This is a genomic window from Comamonas sp. (assembly GCF_009360615.1).
Classification (GTDB): domain Bacteria; phylum Pseudomonadota; class Gammaproteobacteria; order Burkholderiales; family Burkholderiaceae_C; genus Comamonas.
Map to the genome: position 1 here is coordinate 1 of NZ_SPEY01000113.1, position 24,872 is coordinate 24,872.

Genomic DNA, 24,872 nt, shown 5'->3' on the forward strand with positions numbered 1-24,872 from the left:
CTCACGCCCACAGCCTATGCCCAGAGGCTGATGCAAAAGCAGTTAAATTAACCTCGGACTCCAAAGCCTTGTGCTACTGAAAACGGGGGGACGTCGCCTCAAACAGCTCTCAGAAAAGCGGTCCTGAATAGAAACACAAAAAAGCCTGCAATTGCAGGCTTTTTTCTTGTGTATACCGACCGGGGCGACGCCGAATTTCGCTGTGGCCTCCCACATCAAGGAAACAGGGGACACTCGAAGTCCCCCTCTGCAAGGCATGTCACCGCGACTTTTTTGAAACTCTCAAAGGTCGCACCACACCAAGCCTTTCCCCTATCTACTTGTTTTCAACCAATGCCCCAGAGCTCAGGACTGGCGCAACGGTTTCGGACTCAGCCGCTTTGCGCTGAGCCTTCTCGGCCTTCTTTTTCTTTTTCTCTAGTTCCCGCTGCCTTTTTTCGAATTGGTAGTTGGGTTTCGGCATCAGGCGCTTCCTTAGTGGTTTAAGTGACCTACCATAACCGAAGAAACATCCTGTGAAGCCATAATTCGCCGGGAACTGCTTTTTTGTTTTTCTGTCCCTGCTCTGTTCGACAGCCGACATGCTGATGGCAAGGATGAGCGTCACAGGCACGGACATCGTGGACTTGTCGTCAGCCAGCGCAACCACAAGCCGGACTCGAAGGCTGCACTCCTCCATACGTGCACCTCATGAGAGGTGCGCCAGCAGCCTGCAGGCTCTAGCAGTCGCCTCACTCAAGGAATAAAAAAGCCCTCGAGCTGAGGGCTTTTTTCTGGGGATATCTGGCCAGATCAGTAGCCACCGCCGTATCCGTCGTTGCCATAGCCAACGTTGGGACGAGAGCTGGCGCGGAATTCGCGACTGCCCCCAAATCCACGACCTTCCTCACGGGGTTTCGCAAGATTGACAACGATCGAACGTCCATCAACGGACATGCCGTGCAAAGCAGCAATAGCTGCTTGACATTCGTCGGCAGACGTCATTTCTACAAATGCAAAACCTTTAGAACGGCCGCTCTCGCGATCCATCATGACTTTGGCAGAGGTAACGGTTCCGAACTCTGCAAAGTTGTTTCTCAGATTGGAATCGGTCACGGAGTAAGGCAGGTTGCCGACGTAAATTTTGGTGCTCATGGGAGCCTTTTCTAGTGATGACGTATCAAGGATTGATGCGTCGTTTGAATGTGGCAGTGGGAGCGGGAGTCCGCAGCAACCACTTGAAGTGGAGTGCTTGCTGGCAACTCAGCACATGGAGGGCTGCATGGCGGTATGCAACCAGCCTTGCGTGACAGCAAAGATCTTTGCTGCTTCAGTCGAGGCAAATGTCTTGTCAAAGCGAAAAACACGGCAGTAGCTGCTGTTTTGCCTGGTGCGCTGAAGTGCGAAGGAAGCTTGAAAGCGACCACAGTGGGTCTTGTGTGATGCGGGCGTAACAAAGTACTTGCCCATGGCGATAGGAGTCAGTGGAATCTAGTTCAATCAGAGCAGGCCGAGCGGCCCGCATGAGCTTTCGATAACTCGATTGGCTGCTGCTCTACAGCCAACGGTGCGAGATGTCTCGCGATAATTTCTTCGCTGGCGGACGTTAGTCCCTGGAAGACGCTGCAGAACAACGGGGCGAAGTCTGCAAACGAGGCCCATCATAATACTTTTCCATAAAAAAGACAAACCTTATTATTTCAAGTCTTATTCCGTGCGCGTCTGCAGGCTGCTGCACCGCGATTCGCTTGTCTGTCGTTGCGCAGCAGCAGACAGCCAGCAGGGAAGCTCATGCCAGGCTGGACCGAGCCAGTGTTCCGCCCCTGGAGATCGTCGTCGGCCCACCTGGGCCCTCCCCCTCGGCCTGGGCGTCCTGCGCTGGCGCCGCGGCGGGAGGTTCTGCGGCGGTCGAACTCCCACGCGAAGTCTGGCCCCGTCCGGGTTGAGGCGCAGACGCGCCAGGAAAGGCACCGCGCCCCCCGGCACAGGCCAGAGTGCCTTGCAACACGATTCTGCGGCTTGCATTCAAGATGGAAATGTGAACGCCTTGGCAGCAATTCGATGTGCATGCACTTTGCTCCGCCTGGCTCGGCGCCCCCCTGGGCAGCAGCAGTTGCAGTTTTGACATCACTACAGCCGTCTATTTTTCAAGGGCACCGTTTAAGGTCATTAAAAGGAGTACTGTCGGATCAGGCGCTCAATCTTGATCAGCCACCCCAGACCGGAGCTCTATTTGTCAGGTAACCCGATTCCTCTCTCTACACCATCTTTCTGGGACACCTTGAAGCTCATGTTTTTTATGACCGATGGGATACCGGCTCCAAAGCAGCAAGACATTCCCCTTGTCCCAAAGGGAAAGAACGAGGAGGAGCAGCCGTAACGCAGGCCATAGCAGCCGCAGGAGGGCTTTGTTCTGATTCACCGTCTCGCTGCATAGCCCGACAGCCTTGCGACAAGCATCAATGCCGCCCTAGGGCGGCTTTTTTCGTCTCGATAGTCGAGACAGGATCGATTTCCCGGCATGCGGCTGCGTTCAGGCGTCCTATAGGCTCTGGCGAGCCATCTGCCGTGACTGACGAGCAGGTACGTTAGTCAGGGAAAGGGGCCAGGGCTGTCATCGGTCAAGAGCACGGTGTGGCCTCCGTGCCTTGGCAAAGGATCACGGCAGATGGTGGGGCTTGGCTTTGTGCAGGCCCAATTCGTATTGATCGTCGAAAAAGCTTCGTGCAGAATCCGGAGCCATCTACCTGTTACGCCGGGCCTGGGACTTCCTCCTCCCTTCATTTCTGACCTTTCCCCAGGCAAGACACGACACGGTCACCGGCTCTTTCTTCAAGCCTGCAGCAACCGCTCGCGGGCTTTTTCTTTGCGGACATCGATTTCGGGCACTCGACTCTCAGGTACCGAAGCTGCTGCCGGCCGCCCAATGGCCCCTCATCATCTCTTCGGCCTCTTCTAACGGGTTGTCACGTCGCCAGGGATGGCGCTCACGCCCACGCCTGACCGATGCGATTGCATTCGACTCAGTGTCGATCGTCGCCCGTGTCCGCTGCATCGGTGCAGAGGAGCAAGCCATGACAAAGCCCCTGAATGCCTGATCGTGATCGTGAGCATCCGCATAGGGCTTGCAGGGTTGTCCAGTCCTTCTGTTCGAACGAGCCCTCTTAGCCCGTTGCATCGCAACCCGATGAGTTTGTGCGCCTGACCTGCGTGCGGGACTGGACGCGGGCACCGTGCAGGGCCCGAACGAACAGGCTGAGGTTGCCCGTGACATGAGCATTTTCAATGGCTGTCTCTCGTGCTATGCGATCAGAAGGATGAAGAAGTGCACAGAGAATTTCATTGCAAAGGCTGATCCACAGACTGCGTTCCTAGCCTTTTTCGAATTACGCTGCGCACACGCCCGTTCAAAGTCATCATCCTTCGGCCTATTCGCTCCAGCGGGCTGCGTGGCTGCTGCTGTAGCGCATCCATCCGCACCGACCCATATGGCAAGGCCACCGTTCCGGCTCAACGCCGCCCCACGAGGCGGAAAGGGAGCGGCCACACCCTGCCAATAACCGGTCTCATCTGATTACATCAGGGACAGACGGGACATGCTTCGTCGTAGGAGCCGGCAAATCCCGATCGGGAGCGAAATTTCACGATGCGGTTGCAGCACTCAAAATTTCAGCTCTTGACGCTTGACATTGCCCCCAAATGACAGCCATGGGGGTCCGCCAAAATAGTGAAACCGCTCAAAGAGGCGTATTGAGCTGGACTTGAAGAAAAAAAGCCCACATCTTTGCAGATGTGGGCTTTTGGCGCGAAGTAAAAATTACTTGCGAGCGTTGGCTAGCGATACAGAGATCACTCGGCCCCCCAATGACTGATCATTGAGGGCATCGATTGCCGCTTTGGCTTGGGCAGCCGTGCCCATCTCGACAAAGCCGAAGCCGCGCGATTGACCGGTATTGCGGTCTGTTATCACTTCGGAGGACAGGACATCTCCGCAGCTTGAAAAATGTGATTTCAGCAGTTCGCGGTCGATGCCATAGCCAAGATTCGAAACGTAGAGATTGCTTTGCATGGAGTACCTTCTAAGTGAATTTCGCCACGTATATTTCGGAGCGAAAGATGATTCCCAAGAGAACCACGAGATTGCTTTGGTGAAGATTAGTCAGTAGCCAAAGCTTCTACTGAGGGATAAAAAATGACACAGCTGAAGTCATCGAATGCCCCAGCACCATGCACGGATGTACCGCCAAAGCGCATTTAGAGGCCAGTGACTCATTCGAAAAATTCGGTCATGCGTTCCACGACGAATAGAGACAGCGGTAGTGAACCAGACACTTGGGTTCGCCAAGATGAGAGACGTGACCACATGGCTTCCAATCTGCTCAGGCATGATTTTTCGCGGCATGCAAACGAACCGCCGCTCACTCGACCGGGGAGGCTGTCGCAAGAGACTGAGAAGACCCTGGTGTGCAGGGGCAACGAAGATCCACAAGGTTCTTCAGGATCTGGAGAGTTCGCCGAGAGGGGTGTGACCACCGCGTACCTTCCTGGAAGAGCGGTTACCTGCGGCCAAGGGGCGGCATACGTGTCAGACAGGCGCTGCCGGGGCGAACGGCCGATGCAGCGAGTGAACCCAGTATAGGTGAGCCGAAAGACCCTTGGTTGGAAATTTTCCGGTTCTCGGGTTTGATACTGCCAACATCAAGACCCTCCAAAAATATATGGGTGGACCACTACGGATTAACCATGTACTGTGGGGCTGACGTCCGGATATTTACAGAGAGCCTCGCAATGATCAAAACGAAAAAATCAACCGTTCACCATGTCGTGGAGGCCAAGCGATGGGAGCTCAGCCGGAAAAAGGAGCGCATCACCTATCCCCCGGAATATACGGGCCCTGTTCAAATGAACTGGCGCAAACGAGAAAACTACTCCGCCACCGACCTTGACTACCGAGGCCGTAGCAAGATTTAGAGAGCCTTCGCCAAATTGCCATTGCCCGCCATCGTGCGGGCTTTTTTATGGAAGCCTTTACGGAAAGGCGTTGCGCAAACTGTGGCACTCCTGCTGCTGAAGACGTCAGAAGGATCAAGCCTCGACGTTCTCGACACCAGAGCCTGGCACTAAGCGGGCTTTTTCTATTTCTGGACCCCTGATGTTCAAGAGCATGGTCTTTGACTGCGTCCCCAAGCGCTTGCGAAGCGGGCTTGTGGCGCGAGTGAGGGCCAGTAACGCCTGGGATTGGTGCGAAGCCGCATGCAAGCTCGGTGAAGCAGCGCCCGCCCCCTTGCTGTTGCCTGTGCCTTGTCGACAGTAGCCAGCTGTGCTGAGAATGCGGCAATAAGTCACTGCGCCATGGACATCCGGGTATGCGCAGCTGGAGTGGACCAACGACTGGTGCAGAGGCTGCGGCGGCCGGTTCCAGCCGCGCTTCGTGGATATCCAAGTGCATCAGGTGAAGACGCAGCTTTCCATGATGCTCTTAGATCTGCAGCATCGCCAGCGCACCCACGCCAAGTCCTAGCAGTGCCACACCGAGCATGGCATATTCAAGCCACTTTTTCTTGGTCAGCAGTGCAATCGCTGCGAGCGCAATGGCGACTTGAAGCGCGGTCGTACCCTGAGCCCAGCGGTGGTGCAGATGCATCTGCATTTCAGACTGTTCGTCCCAGTGCCGGGCCTCGATTTCCAGGCGCTCAGCATCGCGCTTGATGTCATCCTTTTCCTTTTCGTAGCGTTCAACCTTGGCCTGGTAAGCAGCCCTTTTGTCCTCCGAAGTCGCCAGATCACGAGCAAACTCGGACAGCGATTGCTTGGTGCTCTTGGCCTGGTAGAAGGCCCACTGGTTGGCCGCTTCAGTCTTCTTGATGGCCGCGTCGTTTTTATACAGTCCGGCATTTGCCTGGGTCGCACCGCCCATATAGGAGAAGATGGCGCCCACCGTTGCAATGACAGCGGTGCACATGGCAATCTGGTTGGTCAGGCTGCCGCCGCCGATGCCGTGGTGGGCTGTTTGACCGTGCTCGCCCTCTGCGGCATGTTCGAGTTCGTGATCGTGCGGGCCATGGACGTGAAAGCCGTCAGATGACATATGTGCCAACTCCTTGATAACAATGGGTGGCGCATTATGGGGCCGGCCAGCCGGCAGATCCTGCCTTGAAGCAATCCGGGGGGGGCTGACGGGTACTACGTGGTCTCAGTTCATCAAGAGGTACCGGCATTTCATGAGCCGCCATAGGGTCTTGCGGGATCAACGAATGCCCCAGCAGACGCGTCATGCACACGCACAAAGGGCCGGCGCACACCGGACTGGAAATCACCCGGCCGAGCGTACAGCGCCTGCAGGGAAGGCGCCAAGGCCGAAGGCATATGTCTGCAGCAGCCCGTCGCCGTCGCCATCGCCATTGCAATCACCATGCGTTCCACTGTCAGTGCTCCCGTTACTCGGTCGGCTCATCACCGACCTTCCGACCACATGTCGAAACCATCGGTGGCAACCGGGATACAAGCCGTGCGTGTGGAGGATCGGCAGCAAGCCGTATCGACACACCGGAATGACCGGCGCCAACACCCCCGCCTGCATCGCCACCACGGCAACTGCCCCACCTTCTGCGCGGCAGGAGTGCACCGTGGCAAGAGATTTTCAGTGTTCAGCGCCAGCTGCTGCGTCAGGTCTTGCAGCTCGATCGGCATCACACCGAACCTTCCGCAGGTCTCCCGACTGTCTGGGATCCGGCGTCTGCGTTCGACTCGCCCCGGAGGGTGGGCCAGCTTTGATGATCGGTATGGTGCATCTCTTCACCAGCACTCCAGGCGCCAGATCCTCTGTGCGAATCCACTGTGCGGACAGCTGACGCACCCCATCACGCTTGCAGGTGACGGGCGCAGGAGCGCCCATGCCCTTGCGCTGACAGTCGCCGCCGCTGCGTTTGTCGCTTGTCCTTTGCTACAGAGGCGCAGAGATTCGTGCGTCTGGATGGGCCCGATACAGGACATGCTTGCGCAAAGAGTGCCCCGGGGGGAAAGAGGGATGCTCGAACATTTGAGCGTCTCGCCGCATACCGAGCCGTTGCATGACGCGCTCGGAAGGAGTGTTATCGGACGCCGCAAAGGCAACGATCTCGGGCACCGCCAGTTGTGCAAATGCAAAGGAAAGCGCCGCACTGGCCCCTTCTGTTGCAAAGCCTTTGCCCCAAGCCGCTCTCACAAGCCGCCACGCGACTTCGATGCATGGAGAAAAGGGAAGCTCATCGGTCGGTCTGTGCAAGCCGACGAAGCCAATGAATGCCGCTGTGGCCTTTTCCTCCAGGGCCCATACCCCCCAACCTTGCTGCTCGATGAGATCGCGACAGTAATTCGCCAAATCATTGCTTTGCTCCACCGAGAGAGTGGCGGGGAAAAAGCGCATGGTTTCTGCGTCCGCATTCATGCATGCGAAGACGGGATAGTCGGCATCTCGCCATTGCCGAAGCCGCAATCGATCGGTCTCTATTTCGTGAATCTTCATCACACTCGTTCGACGCACAGGATTCACCCGAGGGCCTACATCATCTGTCTCAGATGGTAGCGCATGTCGGAACGAGATGAGTCCGCTCAAAGCGCGCCCTCGCAAAGGGCGGGCGGGGCCACCAGGCAACCCTCACCCGCACCATTTGTGTGCCGATTTCAGAACGCGTGCCGCACGCCTGCGCCGAAGCCCGTCTGGTTGACACCAGGCATTGGCGTTCCTCCCGCCTGTGCTCCGCTCGCACCAAAGGCCGCATTGCCGCTGTTCTTCACATACCCCAGCGACGCATAGACCGCCGTGCGCTTGGACAGGTTGTAGGTCCCCCGCACCACCACCAGCTGCCCCTTGTCCGCATTGTCCTTGTACTTGAGCTGGTTGTACTGCGCATCGACCGTCCATGCTCCTGCAGGATAGGTCACACCGACAAACCACAGGTCGTTGCGTGGCGAGGCCACATATCCATCGTTCTTGCGACGCATGAAGCCTGCACCGATCTTGGCTCCGCCAAGCTTCACATAGCCATTGAGCATGGTGCGCTTGTCCGCCTTGTCGCTGCTGGTGAGCCCTGCAAACGCCCCCGGGCCGCCACGCAGCTCGTCATGCGCGAGCGCTGCTCCCCAGCCCGCCGTGTCGTACTTGAGCATGGCCGACCACTCGCGGCAGGTCTTGGAGTCGGTACTGCTCTCACCTGCGCAGTTGGTGCCGCCTGGGCTGGGTCCGGCATTGACGGCATCGCGGCCAAAACTATAGGTCGCGCCGACCGTCAGCCCCGAGAACGTGCCCTTGTAGGAGATCGCATTGTCCGCACGTGCATTCGGAAAGTAGTTGTCCAGGTTGCCCATGCTGTGCAGGCTCGGACCGATCACGTCTGCATCGAGCACGGACCAGAACAGCATGGTGTACTGGCGGCCCAGTCCCAGCGAGCCCCATGGACCGTTGAGGCTGACGAACGACTGGCGACCGAAGCCCCGTCCGCCCTGGTTCAGGGCTCCTGAATCGGGGGCAATCCCCATCTCCAGCGTGAAGGATGCACTCAGCCCCCCACCCAGATCCTCGCGTCCGCGAAAGCCCAGGCGCGAGGGAACGCTGCCCGAGAGATTGGGCATGCGCGTCAGGGTGGACCTGCTGGCCCCCACGTTGTTCATGGTCTCGACGGCCGTGTCCAGGATGCCGTAGATCTGCACCGATGACTGTGCATATGCAAACCCTCCCAGGCTCATCAACGCCATGGTGCTAGCTATTCTTTTAATCAACTTTGTCTCCCTTGTTTGAATCATTGAATGTCAAGAAGTCTCTGTGTCCTGAATGTGTTGAAGCCCTCCTCCTCTCAGTGGTTTGTGCATCGGATGCAGATGGGCCGCCGGGTACCGGCCATCCGTACGTGATCTGCCACTCTGCAGTCGAAATCCCGTTCTTGGGACCAGTCCGCTTGGTCTTCCTGATCCAGATATTTATTTAGATATTTTTCATAACCAATTGCCGATGCATTTTGTTTATTTTTTATAAGCAATTCAAGAAGGAAATCCGCAATTCGGGTCGGTGGTTTCCCTTGCGGTAAAACGCTAGTGAGATGACGAAACGAGGCTGTTGGCACCCGTTGCATGCGCCCTGCCGCCCTCCGATGATTTACCCTGCCTTCGGCGTTGCAGCGCCTTGAGCACCGCGCCTTTCCTGTGCCGGTGCGGCCATCCATGCGATCGGCATCAAGGTGTGGAAACAAGCCGGCTGCCTGCACCGTCAGGGAAGCTGCCTGGAATCAAAAGCAGCAGCGCAGGGTGCCTGATGCGACAAGACCGGTGTCATGACATTTGTGCCGTGCAGCCACCGAGCCCGAAATGTGCCAGTGCAGCTGGTCACTGTTGACGACGGAAGAAGGCCTAAGGACTGCAGGGCACGGCACCCGTCTCAAGAAGACCCATGGCGTTGTCCGGGGCTTGGAATACATGGCGGCGATGTCGCTACCGCGCCGCAAAGGACAAAATTGCAGAGGCAGTGCCGTCGCACCACCAGACCTGCCCACGCACCTGCGCTGCGTGGCTGTGCCATGACGGCTCTGTTGAGCTCGCGGCCGCCGGCCTCTGTCCCGCACAATGTGGTGGATCTCGCCATCAAGGCTCCTGAACAGGAGCGGCCAAGGCTCAGTACGCCATGGGACCGATGCACAAAAGCCGCTGTCTGTCGCGCATAGCCGCTATGAACCCCCGCAGGGCCACCGGGGGCTGAATCTGGAGGCTGGCTACCGCTTCCGTTTCACCACGGAGCACAGCTCAGGCAGCTGCACTGTTCAGCCGCTGAAGCTCGAGTTGCCTGGCCGCGCTGGCTTCAAGATTGGCTCGCTCTACATCCAGATATCGGTAAATACTCTTGAGGTCGGAAATTTTCTGCCTGATTTCCGACATCTTTTTTTCAATGATCTTGGCGCCTTCGGCGCAATCGATCGATCTGTTCCTCTGCGCATCCAGAATCTGGCCGATTTCCCCCAGCGAGAATCCCATGCTTTGGGCACGCTGGATAAAGTTCAGCTCCTGCAGCGTCTGCTCTGTGTAAACGCGATAGTTATTGCTTCGCCGCATCGGTGAGATCAACCCGATCTGCTCGTAGTAACGCAAGGTGTGACGGCTGGCGCCGCTGCGTGTCTCGAGCTCTCCGATTCTCATGAAAATTCCGCTTGACTATAGAGTTAGGTCAACACTCTACATTTGATTTTTCACCTTACCAAGGAGCAGGGAAATGAGTGCGGAGTGCTTTGTCACGGGAGGGACCGGCTTCATCGGTCAACATTTGCTGGCGCACCTGAGCACCAAAGGTCACACCGTCCGGGTGTTGATGCGCCACCCAGAGCGCATAGCGGCACTGCGGGAGCAGATCGACAGTTTGCGAGGGGTCGCGGGCCGCGTGTTCGCTGTCGAGGGCGATCTGGAAAAACACAATCTCGGCCTCTGTCTTGCGGATAGGGGCACGCTCAAGAATGCCAAAGCCGTGTTCCATCTGGGCGCCCACTTTGCCTGGGGGCTCTCGCCGGAACATGCTCGCGCGGTGAATGTGGAGGGAGCAAGACGCGTGGCGCTGCTGGCGGCTGAACAAAAAAGCCGGCTGGTGATGGTCGGCGGATATATGCTGAGGAATCATGAGCACCTGCAACGCATCGGCATTGAGACGCGCCAACCGGAACTGACTCAATGGCCGGCCGTGTACCGGCGCGTCGGCGCGTACGAGGCGAGCAAGCTGGAGGCGCACTTTGCAACCCTCGACGTCATGTCCACCCACGGCGGGCAGGTCACCATTGTTCATCCTGCGACGGTCTGCGGCCACAGCCGCACGGGGCATATCCTTGACGGCCAGCCACTGGTGGCCCTGATACGCAACCTGGCACAGGGAAAACTGACCGCAGTGCCCGGCAGCGCCAGGCATTGGTTGCCGCTGGTCACAGTGGATTACCTCATTGAACTGATGTCGGCCTGTGCCTTCGACCCCTCCATGGCAGGTCGGGAACTACTGGCGCTTGATGACCGCAGTCCCAATTTGCGGGACCTTCTGGCACAGGTGGGACAAGCCCTTGGATTCAGGTCGCCCAGGCATCACATTTCCCTGGGATTGCTCAGATTGCTGTTGCATATTCCACCCGTCGCACGGTTCCTGAATAGCAGCGCCGAAGCCTTGGACTTTATCCAAACCACCCGTTTCGATACCCTGGAAACAGAGCAATTCGCCGACAGACATGGAATTGCCAAGCCGGACATACGCCAGTCCCTGGAGCGCACCGCAATCTTCGTCAACACCCACTGCCTGGGCAAGGACAGGACTCGCTGAATTCCGCTTGGCGCTCACAAGCCATCCGGATCAACCGTCGCGAGGCGAAACGGCCATCCGGTGTCGCAGCCGGGTCCGAAAATGCCGTCAGGGCGCGTTTGCAGACTTCGAGTTTCCGAAACCGCCTCGTTTGCCAAGGCTCGCCCGGGTCCGGCACACACAGCTCTCAACCCAGACTCCGGAGCTGGGGTCATGCGCAGATGGCGAGTAGCCGACTTTAGGGAGTTAGAGGAAAATTCTTCTCGGCCTCCTCAAATACAGACCAGCAGGGGGGCCACAAGCGGCAACGCCAAAGTGCTGTTCACGACTGGTTGACGTTGAGGGAGTGGGCATGTCTTTTCGAAAAAGGCAGAACGAAGCCAGTTTGCAGGAAGATGAAATGCGGGATCGCGCTCCCAGGAAGCCAACCTTGAAGCGCGACGCTCAGCTCGCAGCCTGCCTGCTGCTGGTCGTTTTTGCCTCGGTTCTGGTCGCTACTGGCTGGGAGATCTGGTCGGCACGCCAGCGCACCCTGTCAGAGATCGACACGCACAACCGCAATCTGGCGCAGACATTGAGCACTTATGCAGAGGGCGTGCTTACCCAGAGCTCCATGCTTCTGCTCGGCATGGCCGAGCGGCTTGAGGAAGAGGGAGTCACGCCAGCCCTTTTGCAGCGCATGCAAAAACTGGGCAGCCGTCAGGAGCAATTGCTGAACCAGCTCGACGAGCTTCGCGTGGTCGATGCAGATGGGCGGTGGCTGATGTCCACCAAGGGCGCATTTCCTGCAGGATCCAGCAGTGCCGATCGCAGCTTCTTCCAACTCCACCGCGACAGTCCGTCGCACGACATTTCCATTGGTCCTCCGATTCGCAGCCGCTCGACGGGAGAATGGGTGTTGACTGTCAGCCGACGTTTCGAGAACAAGCAAGGGCAGTTTGGCGGCGTTATCGTTGTGGCCCTGGGCATCAAGAACTTTCTGGGATTGTTCGGCGAGATTGATATTGGCAAGCAAGGCGTCATCTCCGTGACCACGGCAAACGGGCAGTTGCTGGTGCGATATCCTTTCAGCGAAAAAAACCTGGGCCAGGATTTTTCGCGTTCGCCAAATTTTCTGCGGTATTTCTCGGGCCTGAAGTCTGGCACCGCCTCTTTCCGTTCAGGAATCGATGGCACGGAAAGGCTTTATGCGTTCAGGAGCAATGATCGTTACCCCATCTTCACCACTGTAGCCCAGGGCAAACACGAGGCATTGGGTACATGGCGTCGCCAGGCGCTGCTGACCGCAGGTGTGGTGCTCAGCTTGCTGGCCGCGATCGCCGTGATCGGCTGGAGATTGATCCAGACCATCCAGCTCCGCGTGCAAGCTGAAGCCTCCCTGATGGCTGCACGCGAGAGGCTGCTGGAGGTCAATCGGCAGCTCGGAGAACTCGCCGCGCTGGACTCGCTGACCGGGCTGGCGAACCGTCGGCACTTTGACGAGACGCTGGAGCGAGAAGCAAGACGCGCCGCGCGGGAAGGCACACCACTGTCGCTTCTGCTCCTGGATCTGGACCACTTCAAGGGGTTCAACGACAACTATGGACATGTCGCAGGCGACGAGTGTCTGAAACAGGTTTCCCGGGAGCTGAAACGCATCACCAAGCGACCTGGAGATCTGGCCGCGCGCTACGGAGGGGAAGAAATGGGCATCATCTTGCCGAATACCTCTCTGGCAGGAGCCATGCACGTGGCTGAGCAGCTGCTGCAACGAATCCAGGACCTGGGCATTGACCATCAGGCCAGTCCCTTCGGCTGTGTCACGGGCAGCGTCGGAGTGGCCAGCCTTCATGGCACGCAAGGGCTGCAAAAGCCACTGGAGTTGATCGAGGCTGCGGACCAGGCCTTGTACCGGGCGAAGGCTGCAGGGCGCAATTGCGCCCAGTGCTAAACCAGAGAGCGAAGACGGTTTACAGGAGCACCTGGCGACTGCATCCTTGATGATGGGCCGTTTCGCAGCTGGCCTGGATACCGACGGCCAGCGTCAGGCGCAGACCTGCGAACACGCAGAAGCCGCCTCTGGCCAGAAGGTCGGCGTCGTCACCCGAGGGAACGGGAGCGCGATGGGCGGTAATGGGGTCAGCCCGACCAGCATTCGCATGGGAGCGTTTCCTGCGTGCTGCACCTCAGCTCATTTCGATGCAGCAGTTCTGTTCGGGTGGAAATCCGCAGCAGCAGGGGGTCAAAGAGTCCCACGGGCAGCGAGCAAGCAGCTCTTCAGAGATTCAGCGGCCGGACTGAGCACGCGACCACGCTTCTTGATCAGGCCCAAGGTACGCCACAACGGAGGCTCGTTCAGAGGCACGCCACAGACTGTCGGATGGCTCTGCGGCAGCGCAAGCTGCGGGATGGCAGCCACTCCCAAACCGGCCTCCACGAGAGCGAGTGCTCCGGTGACGTGGTTGCATTCATACCAAGCCATGGGCTGATCAGGCAAGCCTGCCATGACCTGGTCCAGAAGCAGGCGATTGCTGCTCTGGTGCGATACCGAGACAAGGCGTTCGCCTGCGAGCTCCGCCCAGACAATCTCGGCACGACATGCCCATGCGTGACTTCGCAGCATCGCCAGCACGTAGCGCTCGCGAGTCCAGGTCTCGAACTGGATGCCGGGCTCCTGGCTTCCAGTAAAGCTCATGCCGAAATCGGCCCTCCCCCCGACCACCGCCTCCAGGACATGGCTTGCATTCTCATCGATCACATGGACTTGGACATCCGGGTACTCGGCAGCAAAGGCACGCAAAGCACTGGGCAGCAGATGGTTCGCCACTGACGGGATGCATGCCACTGTCACCGATCCCCGGCGATGCTGTGACTGATCGCTGACGCGCTGCACAGCTGTCTCGAGCCCTTCTAATGCAGCACGCGCCTCGGTAAGAAACTCTTGACCCATTGCGGTCAGCTGCACGTGCCTGGTTGTGCGCTCCAGCAACTTGGCTCCCAGCGCTTCCTCGAGACGCTCAACTCTTCGGCTCAACGCCGGCGCGGACAGGCAAAGCTGCTGCGCAGCGATGCGAAAGCTTGAATTTTCCGCAGTGGCCACAAAAGCCTGCAACTCGGCCAGATCGAATTTGATGCGTCTCATGCAATAGTGTACCCATATATTGCAATTCACAGAATAGTTGCCGGAATTTACGATCATCGCTTGCACAGAGTCGATCACGACTCGACCAGGAGACAATATGCAAAGACGCCCTCTCGTCCTGGCGGCCGCTTTGGCCGCCTGCCTGCCGCTTGCCACAGCACACGCCCAAGAATTCCCCCCCAAAAGACCCGTCACCATGGTGGTGGGTTTTGCCGCCGGGGGTTCTGCGGACATTGCGGCACGCATCATTGCCAAGAAACTCGGCGAAAACATTGGCCAAAGCGTGGTCGTGGATAACAAACCTGGTGCAGGCGGCAACCTCGCACATGCCCAGGTTGCCCATGGCCCCACCGATGGATCCGTCTTGCTGTTCGGCTCAATCGGTCCGTTGAGCATCTCCCCTCACTTCATGAAAGTGAGCTACGACCCGCTCAAGGATCTGGCGCCCATCTCCATGGGCGTCACCTTTCCGAATGTCCTTGTGGTTCCTGCCAGCAAGGGCATCAAAACCTTGGGAGAGTTTGTTGCCGCAGCCAGGCGCGAACCGGGCAAGCTGGACTTTGCCTCCACGGGACCGGGGTCCGCTGCTCACCTGGCAGGTGAATTGCTGAACGACATTGCCAAGATCGATACGGTTCACATTCCCTACAAAGGCGGAGCACCGGCCTTGCAGGACGTGCTGGGCGGACGCGTCACTTCCTTCTATGCAGCGCCGCCTACAGCTTTGCCGCATATCGAGTCAGGCAAGCTCATTCCGCTGGCCACCACCGGCTTGACACGTCCAGCCTACCTGCCAAATGTACCTACCGTGGCAGAGACCTATCCGGGCTTCAACGCCACCAATTGGTATGCATTCGTCGCGCCAGGAAAAACGCCCAAGCCGTTGCTGGACAGGTGGAATGCCGAACTGGTCAAAGTGTTGAACGCGCCGGATGTCCGGGCGAATCTGCTGAAGCACGGCCAGACTGCAGCCCCGACTTCTCGCGAGGAACTCGCCAGATTCATTGCGACAGAAAACGAAAAATGGAGTCGCATCATCCGTGAGCGAAAAATCACGGCTGATTGACCGGGCCGTGCATGGGCACGGAACACCTGAGCCCCTGTAATGCAAGGGCCGTGCCCCGCCCTGTCCTGGAAAACAGAAGCGCTCATCTTCCCCGGAGGCCGATCCGTGGGGCCAGATGGCTGAATCGGGCAGCCATCGCGTGCTGGCGTTCGCAAAGGTTTGTATCCTGCAGTCTGATGAAGTCCGGCCGGTCTGAAGCAGTCACGGTTGCTGACTGCTTTTTGCCGGATGCCGTTGACCGCCAATCGCAAATGCTTGCCCCCGCCCCCAGGCCGGCACAAGGCAGGCCGACACTCCAGACATCCGGCGCGGAATTGGCGAGAAGACCCAGCGCAGGGCACATGCCATCACACTGGCTTCACGGCCGGGCGGCATGTCGTGCGCATCGCTTACTGAACGGTAGGCCTGTGCAAATCATCGCCTTCACAGTTGCTGGCCACCGGTCGGTTGCCGCGTGCGTGCGGGCTTCCCTTCTCCAGCCGGAGGCTGCTCAGGCATGCGACCGGATGTCGCCGAGTTGCGGGCAGAGCAACCGCAAGCCGGGTTCCCGCACTGTGCGTCCAGGACGGACACCACCTCACACCCGTGTCCGCAGGATGGCCGTGATTCCGCCGGGAAGTCATGAAACGACTCTTGCATCGATCTTATCGATCGCGGACATGCGGGTGCTTCAACGGGGTGCGGCCGCCGGTCGATCCGACCCGGAGGCAACGCACATAACCGTCGGAGCAGGCTGCGAACGGTGCGTCACAAACCGCCGAGACGGTCCCGGGGCCTCAGCCAGCGGCTTTCGACCGCAGGACAAGCATGAAAAAAACCGCCCGAAGGCGGTTTGCGCGACTCGATGTGTCTGTCGTTAATGCCACTGTCCTCTGATCCAGAACCAGTTGCCCATGTCACCCCTCCAGACCCAATGGCCTGGAACCCAGTAATGCGTCGGGCTGGGTGCCGGCGGCCTGCCTTCGACGATGATCTGCGGCATGGGAGGCGCTGCAGTCGCCACCCAGTGGCCTTTATGCCAAACCCACTGGTCCCGATCCCAGCGCCAGTACCCGTTTACCCAATGCCACCCTGGTGACGGAGGTGCTCCCCGCTCTTCAACAATGACTTCAGGCAGCACGCGCTCTTGGGTATGGACAACGACTGGCCTCGGGTGTCGCTCCGGAGCCACGACACAGCCCGTCATACCGAGCACAGACAGCAATCCCAAAGAGACCCATCCGGCCGAAGAGACCCATTTGAACTTCATTTGCCAACCTCACTTGCTGTTCAACAGTGACGCCCATTCTGCACGCTGTCTGACGTGTCCGCGGAGGCTGGCGCTCGCAATTGCCGGCTGCCCTCCCGAAGTCACGGTGCACACGAAAAAGCCCCGACCGTTTCCGATCAGGGCTTTTAATGGTTGCGAGGGCCGGATTTGAACCAACGACCTTCGGGTTATGAGCCCGACGAGCTACCAGACTGCTCCACCTCGCGATATTCCGCGTCGGGGGCCGACCACCATTCCTAGCCGCCAGCTTCTTTCCCCGACCTGTGTACTATAACACAGATGTATAAATTCACAGCATGATTAAATATTCAGTCAACCTGCCATGGGGGCAAAAACAAAAGCCCGCAGGCGAACCAGGCGGGCTGTGTGCATTGCAAGGCTCGCGGCTTACTTCCGGGCCGCGTCTTGAATCGCTTCTTTCAGGTCGCCAGCCTTTTTCTGAGCGGTACCTTCGACCTGTTTTGCAATCCCCTTGGCTTCCTGCTCGGGGCTGTCAATGAGTTCACCGAACTTCTTCTGCACCTTGCCTGCGGCGTCCTTCAGCGTGCCCTTGACTTGATCGGTATTCATGATGTCCTCCTTATGAACAAAGCCGCGAAATGCGGCCTGGGTTCAACGGTAAACGCTCCGACCATGGACTGCCGTGGGACGGGCTTGGCCCTCCATGTGGTGCAAACCCTTACACGTTATCAATTGCTTACCATGCCAACCTGGCAGAGGCTCCAGCAGGTCAGGCTTGGGGCAACGGTCGCTCCCCAGGCTACCAGGGAACACCGCACCCGATGTAGCGGCCATGGGTCGCGATGGCGCCGAGCCGTCGTCGATGGCACGATGTCAGAAGCTGGGCCAGAGCCTTGCCTGCAGGCGCGTGGTTTGGATAAAGTGACCTCATGACTCGCATCAACACCACCGAAATCTGGGAACGGCACGGCTACAGGGTCGAACGCATGGAGCAAGACATAGGTGCCCCCCGGCGCAATATCTATGCGCCTGACGGCACGCTGCTGATCGAAAACGCCGAGTACACCCAGGAAACAGAAGCACTGCGAGAGCTCGGCTTCATCGAATAGGCCATGCCTGCACCAAGCAGCCTCTCTGGGTACGGAATGCGGGAAGACCGGGCATCTTGTAGCTTCAGCGAGGCCTCCACCATGTCCTCGGAGCCTCAACGCCATTGCAGGGGACACACGATGGCGGCGTCCAGTTTTCAAGGGCACTGTCGAATTGCCATGGATAATGAGTTGACGAGGGCTGGGCCGTCAATCTTGACCCGCCCCCAGGGGGAGAGGTCTGTTTGTCAGGTAACTGCATCCCGTCCTTCCGGGACACCTCGATGTTGATGATCAACATTACCGATGAGCTCCGAACGCCACAGCAACCAGGCCACCCTCACGCTGCCAGGGAACAGAACCAGAAAGAACAGCCGTGGAAAAGCGAGCCGCAGCAATAGCGGACGTTGAGTGCTGCAACAAGATTGTCCCTGACACTTTGAGCAACCAGACTGGCATGAGCAGAAAGCCACTTCGAGGTGAGCTTCTGAGGGATGGAACCGCTCCAGATGGCAGGTCTGCGTCGCCATTCCTGTCGCGCGCCGGAATGCCGGCAATGACGGTCCTTCAACGGAGTGCCGCAGTCTCGGGCGATCTTCGCTGGTTCGCCAGCATCACCATCGACCGCAAAAGCATATGCTCTCGCGGCTTGGCGACAGACAACAGACCGAATTCTGGTGCGGCACGGGGATGGTTTTTATTGAGTCCGCCTCAAGGATTCAGCCCATCCCTACTGGGACCCATACAGTGCCCGCGCCCAACCCGGAAGTCCTCGAACCCCGTCCCGAGGTGCCTGCGCAGACGCACGGAGCGTCGTCAATCATGAGGGCTGCGCGGGCTGCATGTCGCGGTGACACGGGTCACACACGATGACGCAGAGCCATCTCCGGGAGTCCACGGGCATATTGATTCCGCCAACCTCTTTGGGCAAAATTTCCGCCACGAACCTGTTTTGCCGGGCCCGGGATCACAGACTCCTTTCACTTCCTCAACTTGCCCGGGCATGACCAAATAGGTCACCGGCTTTTTTATCGGCGCCCGCAGCAACTGCTTGCGGGCTTTTTCTTTGAACGACCTCGTTGCAATGCAAGGGCACGACGCTCATCGAGCCGATCAGCGTCCGGGACGCCGTCCCCTCTCACAAGCTCTTTGGCAAACCTGAAGCGACTCCGTTTGGAGTAAGCCAAATTCGTATGGATGACCCGTAACGCATCATGCAGAATTTCACGCCATCGACCTGTCACGCCGGGCCCGGGAATCTCCTCTTCACTCCCTCATTGACCATTTCCCTGGCAGGACCCGAAAGGGTCACCGGCTCCAAGCCCGCAAAGCGCTCGCGGACTCTTCTTGCGTCATCGCCACGGCAACGGGATGCACGCCCGAAGGACAGTCAGAGCACACCCCACAAATCAATGATGCCCACCAGGTGCACCAACCCCATCACCAGACACACTGCAGATGACACCAGCCAGAATGCCTGCGTGTTGGCGGGGAACAAGGTTTTGAGAAACGGGAATGCAACCGCCCTCAGGAGATAAATGGCACTGATGACCATGAGCGCACTCTTGGTCAGCGGCAAAGGTGCAATGACACCGGCGCCCGCCAATGCGTAGCCGGACCAGAGAAACAACATCATTGCGATGAAAAGCGTTATCAGCGCTGGGCGAGCGCTCCCCTCCTCGGCCGCACGGACCATCCTGTCACTCGCCCCCATCACTCGGTATGCGGGAGCGCCTAGGGCGATGCACGCCAAGTGTGCCACTGCGGCAAACGCGCTCAGCGCGCCGCCCACCGCCAGCGCGATCGTTCCTACACTCGACATAGCTCTCCCGTCCATTCTGATGAATCGCCAGCATATCAAACCGATATCGCCCATTGACCGCACCGTACCGGGGGGGCAATGAAACGCTGCATCGTGAAATCATGGCGGATATTCTTGAAAGCCTGCCCCTGATCGCTGCGAGGCGCCTGATGCCGGCCCAGGTGATGAGTCACGCCCAGGCGGAGCAATCTATATTCCCTGAAGTCGCCATCGCGATGAATCTGTCTTCCCGTGCGCGCATGCTGATTGGACAGATGAGCAACGGTGCGATGCTGAAGAGAAAGAATCTGAAGCGTGAATGAAGCCAATCAAAATCATCCACTGCGACTCACAGATCTGCGGCCAGGAATCTCAATGTCTCTGCCACTTTGGCAAACACATTCCCAATGCTTTCAGTCGCGGTCAACGTCTGTATTTTGAGAATTCAAATCGCGACGTCTCAGACGCCGAGAACATCCAGGTGGCTATTCCCGAGGCATGCAACATGCCTCAGACAGATCTGGCTGATTGTCCACCAGTCGGGTTGCGCATGCTGGAATCTTGAAGACACTGAAGCGCCATTGTGAACGGCACCCATCTGTTTGATGACCTGGTTCTATCTGGGCGGGTGCCCACTACAGATGTCAGCGCATCACCCAATTCGGCATGCATGGTTGAAGCATCGAAAGCAGCAGGCCGGCATTCACTCTTGCCTATCAAAAACCGATATCGCTCAACCCACCATCGAGCACCGCAAGCCGTACATCCTTCAGTAAGCTCCTAGGCAATGCAGTGGTTTGGCCATCAAGGCCGGCCGGAGGTTCAGATGCAGGGCGTCAGAAAATGAGGGCGATGAACCATCGCGCAAACTAGCAAATTTTGCACACTTGCATGCAGTTTTTGCGACATCCAAACGTGACCGGCGTCAATTCCACGAAAGATGTGCTCACCATAATTCCCGGGGCTCAATGCAAATCACGGAATAGAAAGAGCTGAATGGATTTCCTAGGCAATCAAAGTGCCCAGTTGAGAGCGATGAAAGGGCAAATTTTGGCGCAAGAGGCACTACTCGTTGCGCTGATCGAATCGCTGGATGACAAGCAATTACGCACTTTGCAGGCCAGCTACCATCGACGCGCCGAGGCCATTAAAGCAGATGTATTGAACTCCATGGCAACCGATGCGCTCTATGAACGCTTGCTAGAACAGCTTGAGAAGTACTCAAAAATAGTCAGAGACACTCCTTGATCTTTTGCACTACCGATACCGGACTGCCACCGGGCGGGCATTTTCTTTGTGCAGTGCGAGCCTGGATACTCAAAGTCGCTACGGATGTCCACGAGGTCGCAATCGCATCAAAGAGCAATTGCGACCACTGGCGAAAAGCAAATCCCGGCGATCTTTTTTTCCGGCTGGAAGATGACTGGCTCATAAAAAATGGGGCACTTGCAACACCGAGGCCGCTGCCGCCCCGGGCGAGAACACCGGCTGTACCTTCAACGGACAACTCACCGCCGGTGCCCGGAGCGGGCAACCAGACAAGCTGCGTCATGACCGTCGACGCGACCGCCAGCCCTCATGAATCCGGCGCTCCCGACGACCCCATCGGCGAGCACGCCGCAAAGTCGAGGACTGACACTGCCGATGCATGATGCGTCCCCATTCCGCCGCACGGTACGGACCGGGTCGCTGTGAGTACCGCCCCCTGGTCTCCCATGTGGGGAACCGGCAGCAACCCGGAGGAGGCAATGTGATGCTTCTCGGCCGGCCTTCTGACAGGACATGCATCTCCCCTGGGCAAGGTCTGCCGACCAGGCGTCACGTACCGCCCGGCATGCAAGACCGTCGAAGATGTCTCACCCTGACCATTCGGGCGCGCAAAAGGCCAAAGGACAGTAGGAGTTAGCACAGCAGGACGCTATGGCGCGAATCAGAGCCAGTGCGCGAGAGACGTGTCGAAAAGCTCACGCCAGCCACGACACTGGCGGTGCCTGCAGCACAGGCCAGAGATCGATCGGCGCATCCCCGCATGCGCGAATGATCTGTGTCGGCGCGATTTGATACGAACAACCCTGCGTCTCAATCGTTAAAAAGTTTCCCACTCATCCTCGTGGGTCACTGCGACTGCATGTGCGGCTTTTGCAACGGGTACCGCAGGGGCAGTCGCTGGAGCCTTTTTCGTCAACGCAGCGGTTTTTTCACCGATGCTTGGTGCCCGGCGTGCTTTCGTCGCAAGGGCTTGGCTTTTTAACGGCGTGACACCGGCTCCGAGTGCAGGGCGTTGATCGACGGAGCTTCCCCCATCGCGCAGCTTGAAGACGGCGACCACCTGCACCAGGTCCTGGGACTGTGATTTGAGGCTGCTGGCTGCAGCGGCCATCTGCTCCACCAGCGCCGCATTCTGCTGAGTGACCTGGTCCATCTGAATGACAGCTTCCCCTACCTGAGAGACACCGGCGCTCTGCTCACTGCTGGCAGCGCTGATTTCGCGCATGATGTCGGTGACGCGGCCGATGGAGTTCACCACCTCGGTCATCGTCGCTCCGGCCTTGTCGACAAGGGCAGTCCCTTGATCCACCCATTGCATGCTGGCGCCGATCAGCGCCTTGATCTCCTTGGCTGCTTCGGCCGACCGCCCAGCCAGGGACCGCACCTCGCTGGCCACCACCGCAAAACCGCGCCCTTGCTCGCCAGCCCGCGCGGCTTCCACCGCAGCGTTGAGGGCCAGGATATTGGTCTGGAATGCGATGCTGTCGATGATGCTGATGATGTCACCGATCTTGCGGCTGGATTCGTCGATCCCCTTCATGGTGTCCACCACCTGCCCAACCACCTCGCCAGCCTGAACCGCAACCTGGCTGGCGTTCACGGACAACTGATTGGCCTGGCGGGCGGAGTCGGCATTTTGCTTGACTGTGGAGTCAAGCTCTTCCATGGACGCCGCTGTTTCCTCCAGCGCACTGGCCTGGCTTTCGGTGCGAGCCGAGAGATCCTGGTTCCCCTGGGCAATCTCTGAACTCGCCGTGGCAACACCTTCCGCTCCCTGGCGCACGCTCGACACCACCTTGATCAGGCTGTCACGCATGGCCACCAGCCTGTGCAGCAGGCCCGCCACCTCATCCCTGCCAGTGATCGAGACCTCCGCGCTGAGGTCTCCAGCCTCAATGGCACGTGAGAGGTCCTCGGCCTGCTTCAGAGAACGCGCAATCCCGGTGATGAGGAAGTATCCGACGCTGACGGCAAACAGCAGACCGAGCACGATCGACGCACTGGAATACATGCGCACCGAGCCGTAATGCTCCACCGCAACCTCGTATTCCGACTTGGCCACATCGAGTTGCAACTGGATCAATGCATCGATCTGGTCCTTGGCGGGAGCGTATAGGGCCGGCAGAACCTTGTTGGACATGCGCTGGCTTTCCTGCATATTGCCTGTGCGCAGCGCCGCTACTGTGGGCTTCAGTCCATCAGTGACATACCTGCCGCGGGCCTCCGCGAATTTCTTGGCAATTACGGCCTCCTCCTGCGTGAGGTAGGTGGCCATGTACTCATCCCAGACCTTGGTGATGATGCCAATATTGGCCTCGACCGATGCGGTGAGCTGATCCACCACCTCTGGACTCGCATCCAGCGTGGCAGCGCTGACCAGATAGGCATTGGTCATCATCAGATTCTGGATCTGCCCCAGCTTCCCCAGAGCCACCGTGCGGTCTTCGTACACCGTTTTCAGCCCATCGTTGCTTCCTCCCATGCCGCGCAGGCCTAGCAGGCCGACGCCCAGAAGCAGCATGGACATGACGCCCACCAACAAGATCAATCGCGTTGAAATTTTCATTCTCGAGCCCATCGCACAGAAAGACATATTTTCCAGCTGCCAGACAAGGCAATGCCCCGGCATATGTCGTTTTGCGAACTTTATTTGCAACTCGGACGGGCGGGCAGGAAGGGGTGGCACGCAATGGTCTGGACGGTCTGCGTGACAGCCGACGAGCGGTTCACGGGACAAATGCTTGCACTGTCCTTGGATCGACCTTGCGCACTTCATGCAGGCCCTGGCAAGCCGGATGCGCTCCGCAACCCCTTGCACAGCCCTGACTGGACAGCTATCGCCGCCCGCAGCCCCGTTGCGGCCTTCCCGACGGAGCCGTCGATGGCCGCACTGCGGGGTTGGTGGTCCGTCGCTCCGGATGCCGGAAATACCGGCATCTCTCATGACGGTTTCGCGCCAATGGGTTGATCGAAGATCAAGCAGGTTGTGGTCGCGTGGGCATACAGCTTCCCATCGGGGCCAACGATGCGCCCCTCGGCTGTGGCGACCTGTCGGCCAGCGTGGATCACCTTGCCCTGCGCACGCACCAACGGCACCGCGTCGGTCAGCGCACGCACCATGTTCACTTTCAGCTCCAGGGTGGTATACGCTTTACCCGCCGGCAAGGTCGTGTGAATGGCGCAACCCACTGCAGAGTCGAGCAAGGTGGCAAACCAGCCTCCATGCACTGTGCCCAGCGGGTTGTAGTGACGACGCTTTGGGCTCCCCTGAAAAACGGCCTCCCCTGGGGCCATCCGTATGGGAACAAAGTCGAGCGTTTCTCCAATGGGAGCCGGGGACAGATCCCCCGCGAAGATGGCTTCGAACAATTCCATGCCGGAACGAGCAGCGACACTCGCGTGCGGCCCGGTGTCCACGGCTCTTAGCTGAGCACGCACCGCCACTTCCTCCGCTCGCCATCTCTCGATCACCTGATCCGCAGTCATTTCAGCCTCCGTCATCGTTGAAAACTTGTAATTGCAATAGTTGCAATTACAATATATCAGATGAAAAACAGCATCCAGCCCCAGGGTTGCACCAATCTGAAGTTGCGTCAGCTCGGTCGTATCGTGACGCGGCACTATGACCACTTCTTTTCGGAGGTGGGCCTGAAGATCACGCAATACTCCCTGCTCTCCCATGTGGTCAAACTGGGGCCGATTCGGCCGGTGGATCTGGCAAAGCGCATGCAGATGGACGCCTCAACGTTGACGCGCAATCTCCAGCCGCTGGCGGCGACGGGCTTGCTGACGATTGGCGCTGGAGCCGACGCACGCAGTCGCTTGGTCGCCGCAACTGACGCCGGTGTATCCAAACAGGCACAAGCGCAGCAGGCCTGGAAGACCGCACAGCTGGCTTTGAACGCGCGGCTGGGGACGGAACGTGTGGCAGCGCTGCATGACCTGCTCGATTCCTGCATTGACTGCCTGGACGGAGACGAGGAAGACCATGAAGCGACAGCCGGCTGAGTCCCCGACATCCGGG

General features: G+C 58.6%; 21 protein-coding genes and 1 tRNA gene. 8 read left to right on the top strand and 14 right to left on the bottom strand.

Features of this window, described 5'->3' with window-relative positions; all coding sequences use genetic code 11:
• Positions 1-316: 316 nt before the first annotated feature.
• The 3 genes from E2583_RS23315 to E2583_RS23325 all read right to left on the bottom strand — a co-directional run bounded on the left by E2583_RS23315 (position 317) and on the right by E2583_RS23325 (position 4,048).
• Positions 317-649 carry a hypothetical protein gene (locus E2583_RS23315; RefSeq protein WP_291599234.1) on the bottom strand — a complete coding sequence of 111 codons (333 nt, stop codon included), beginning with the start codon at positions 647-649 and terminating at the stop codon, positions 317-319.
• 143 nt (positions 650-792) lie between these two features.
• Positions 793-1,134, bottom strand: a complete 342-nt coding sequence (locus E2583_RS23320) for an RNA-binding protein (protein WP_291599133.1) — start codon at positions 1,132-1,134, stop codon at positions 793-795.
• A gap of 2,662 nt (positions 1,135-3,796) precedes the next feature.
• Positions 3,797-4,048, bottom strand: coding sequence for an RNA-binding protein (locus E2583_RS23325; RefSeq protein ID WP_291599135.1), 252 nt, complete (start codon positions 4,046-4,048; stop codon positions 3,797-3,799).
• 719 nt (positions 4,049-4,767) lie between these two features.
• On the opposite strand from E2583_RS23325, the gene E2583_RS23330 reads away from it, so the two are divergent.
• The gene (locus tag E2583_RS23330) at positions 4,768-4,950 is read left to right on the top strand and encodes a hypothetical protein (protein ID WP_291599137.1); all 183 of its coding nucleotides are present in this window, start codon (positions 4,768-4,770) and stop codon (positions 4,948-4,950) included.
• 508 nt (positions 4,951-5,458) lie between these two features.
• On the opposite strand, the gene E2583_RS23335 is transcribed toward E2583_RS23330, so the two are convergent.
• The 4 genes from E2583_RS23335 to E2583_RS23350 form a co-directional block, all read right to left on the bottom strand.
• Entirely contained in the window at positions 5,459-6,067 is a 609-nt protein-coding gene (locus tag E2583_RS23335; RefSeq protein WP_291599139.1) for a DUF4337 domain-containing protein, read from the bottom strand.
• An 855-nt stretch (positions 6,068-6,922) separates the two neighbouring features.
• Complete coding sequence (locus E2583_RS23340) at positions 6,923-7,483, bottom strand: GNAT family N-acetyltransferase (protein ID WP_291599141.1); 561 nt, start codon at positions 7,481-7,483, stop codon at positions 6,923-6,925.
• Positions 7,484-7,641: 158 nt separating this feature from the next.
• On the bottom strand, positions 7,642-8,736 hold the full coding sequence (locus E2583_RS23345; protein ID WP_291599143.1) for a porin: 1,095 nt from the start codon (positions 8,734-8,736) through the stop codon (positions 7,642-7,644).
• A gap of 1,014 nt (positions 8,737-9,750) precedes the next feature.
• A complete protein-coding gene (locus E2583_RS23350) occupies positions 9,751-10,140 on the bottom strand; it encodes a MerR family transcriptional regulator (RefSeq protein WP_291599145.1) in 390 nt (129 codons plus the stop codon).
• A 73-nt stretch (positions 10,141-10,213) separates the two neighbouring features.
• On the opposite strand from E2583_RS23350, the gene E2583_RS23355 reads away from it, so the two are divergent.
• The gene (locus E2583_RS23355; protein WP_291599147.1) at positions 10,214-11,293 is read left to right on the top strand and encodes an SDR family oxidoreductase; all 1,080 of its coding nucleotides are present in this window, start codon (positions 10,214-10,216) and stop codon (positions 11,291-11,293) included.
• A 331-nt stretch (positions 11,294-11,624) separates the two neighbouring features.
• Positions 11,625-13,202, top strand: a complete 1,578-nt coding sequence (locus E2583_RS23360) for a GGDEF domain-containing protein (protein ID WP_291599228.1) — start codon at positions 11,625-11,627, stop codon at positions 13,200-13,202.
• Positions 13,203-13,493: 291 nt separating this feature from the next.
• Here E2583_RS23360 and E2583_RS23365 read toward each other — a convergent pair whose 3' ends face one another.
• Positions 13,494-14,393, bottom strand: a complete 900-nt coding sequence (locus tag E2583_RS23365) for a LysR family transcriptional regulator (protein WP_291599230.1) — start codon at positions 14,391-14,393, stop codon at positions 13,494-13,496.
• A gap of 97 nt (positions 14,394-14,490) precedes the next feature.
• On the opposite strand from E2583_RS23365, the gene E2583_RS23370 reads away from it, so the two are divergent.
• The gene (locus tag E2583_RS23370; protein ID WP_291599149.1) at positions 14,491-15,459 is read left to right on the top strand and encodes a tripartite tricarboxylate transporter substrate binding protein; all 969 of its coding nucleotides are present in this window, start codon (positions 14,491-14,493) and stop codon (positions 15,457-15,459) included.
• A gap of 856 nt (positions 15,460-16,315) precedes the next feature.
• Here E2583_RS23370 and E2583_RS24695 read toward each other — a convergent pair.
• The 3 genes from E2583_RS24695 to E2583_RS23380 form a co-directional block, all read right to left on the bottom strand.
• Positions 16,316-16,708, bottom strand: coding sequence for a YXWGXW repeat-containing protein (locus E2583_RS24695; protein ID WP_366007430.1), 393 nt, complete (start codon positions 16,706-16,708; stop codon positions 16,316-16,318).
• A 150-nt stretch (positions 16,709-16,858) separates the two neighbouring features.
• A tRNA-Met gene (locus E2583_RS23375) sits at positions 16,859-16,935 on the bottom strand.
• Positions 16,936-17,116: 181 nt separating this feature from the next.
• Entirely contained in the window at positions 17,117-17,299 is a 183-nt protein-coding gene (locus E2583_RS23380) for a CsbD family protein (protein ID WP_291599151.1), read from the bottom strand.
• 320 nt (positions 17,300-17,619) lie between these two features.
• Here E2583_RS23380 and E2583_RS23385 point away from each other — a divergent pair, with 320 nt between their 5' ends.
• Complete coding sequence (locus E2583_RS23385) at positions 17,620-17,799, top strand: hypothetical protein (RefSeq protein WP_291599153.1); 180 nt, start codon at positions 17,620-17,622, stop codon at positions 17,797-17,799.
• Positions 17,800-19,168: 1,369 nt separating this feature from the next.
• On the opposite strand, the gene E2583_RS23390 is transcribed toward E2583_RS23385, so the two are convergent.
• Positions 19,169-19,600, bottom strand: a complete 432-nt coding sequence (locus E2583_RS23390) for a hypothetical protein (protein ID WP_291599155.1) — start codon at positions 19,598-19,600, stop codon at positions 19,169-19,171.
• A 53-nt stretch (positions 19,601-19,653) separates the two neighbouring features.
• On the opposite strand from E2583_RS23390, the gene E2583_RS23395 reads away from it, so the two are divergent.
• Positions 19,654-19,902, top strand: coding sequence for a hypothetical protein (locus E2583_RS23395; protein WP_291599157.1), 249 nt, complete (start codon positions 19,654-19,656; stop codon positions 19,900-19,902).
• 673 nt (positions 19,903-20,575) lie between these two features.
• On the top strand, positions 20,576-20,827 hold the full coding sequence (locus E2583_RS23400; RefSeq protein ID WP_291599159.1) for a hypothetical protein: 252 nt from the start codon (positions 20,576-20,578) through the stop codon (positions 20,825-20,827).
• An 838-nt stretch (positions 20,828-21,665) separates the two neighbouring features.
• Here the strand turns inward: E2583_RS23400 and E2583_RS23405 are convergent.
• Positions 21,666-23,585, bottom strand: a complete 1,920-nt coding sequence (locus tag E2583_RS23405) for a methyl-accepting chemotaxis protein (protein ID WP_291599161.1) — start codon at positions 23,583-23,585, stop codon at positions 21,666-21,668.
• Positions 23,586-23,788: 203 nt separating this feature from the next.
• Positions 23,789-24,334 carry a PaaI family thioesterase gene (locus E2583_RS23410; protein WP_291599164.1) on the bottom strand — a complete coding sequence of 182 codons (546 nt, stop codon included), beginning with the start codon at positions 24,332-24,334 and terminating at the stop codon, positions 23,789-23,791.
• A 60-nt stretch (positions 24,335-24,394) separates the two neighbouring features.
• Between E2583_RS23410 and E2583_RS23415 the strand changes: the two genes are divergently transcribed.
• The gene (locus E2583_RS23415; protein WP_291599166.1) at positions 24,395-24,856 is read left to right on the top strand and encodes a MarR family winged helix-turn-helix transcriptional regulator; all 462 of its coding nucleotides are present in this window, start codon (positions 24,395-24,397) and stop codon (positions 24,854-24,856) included.
• Positions 24,857-24,872 lie beyond the last annotated feature (16 nt).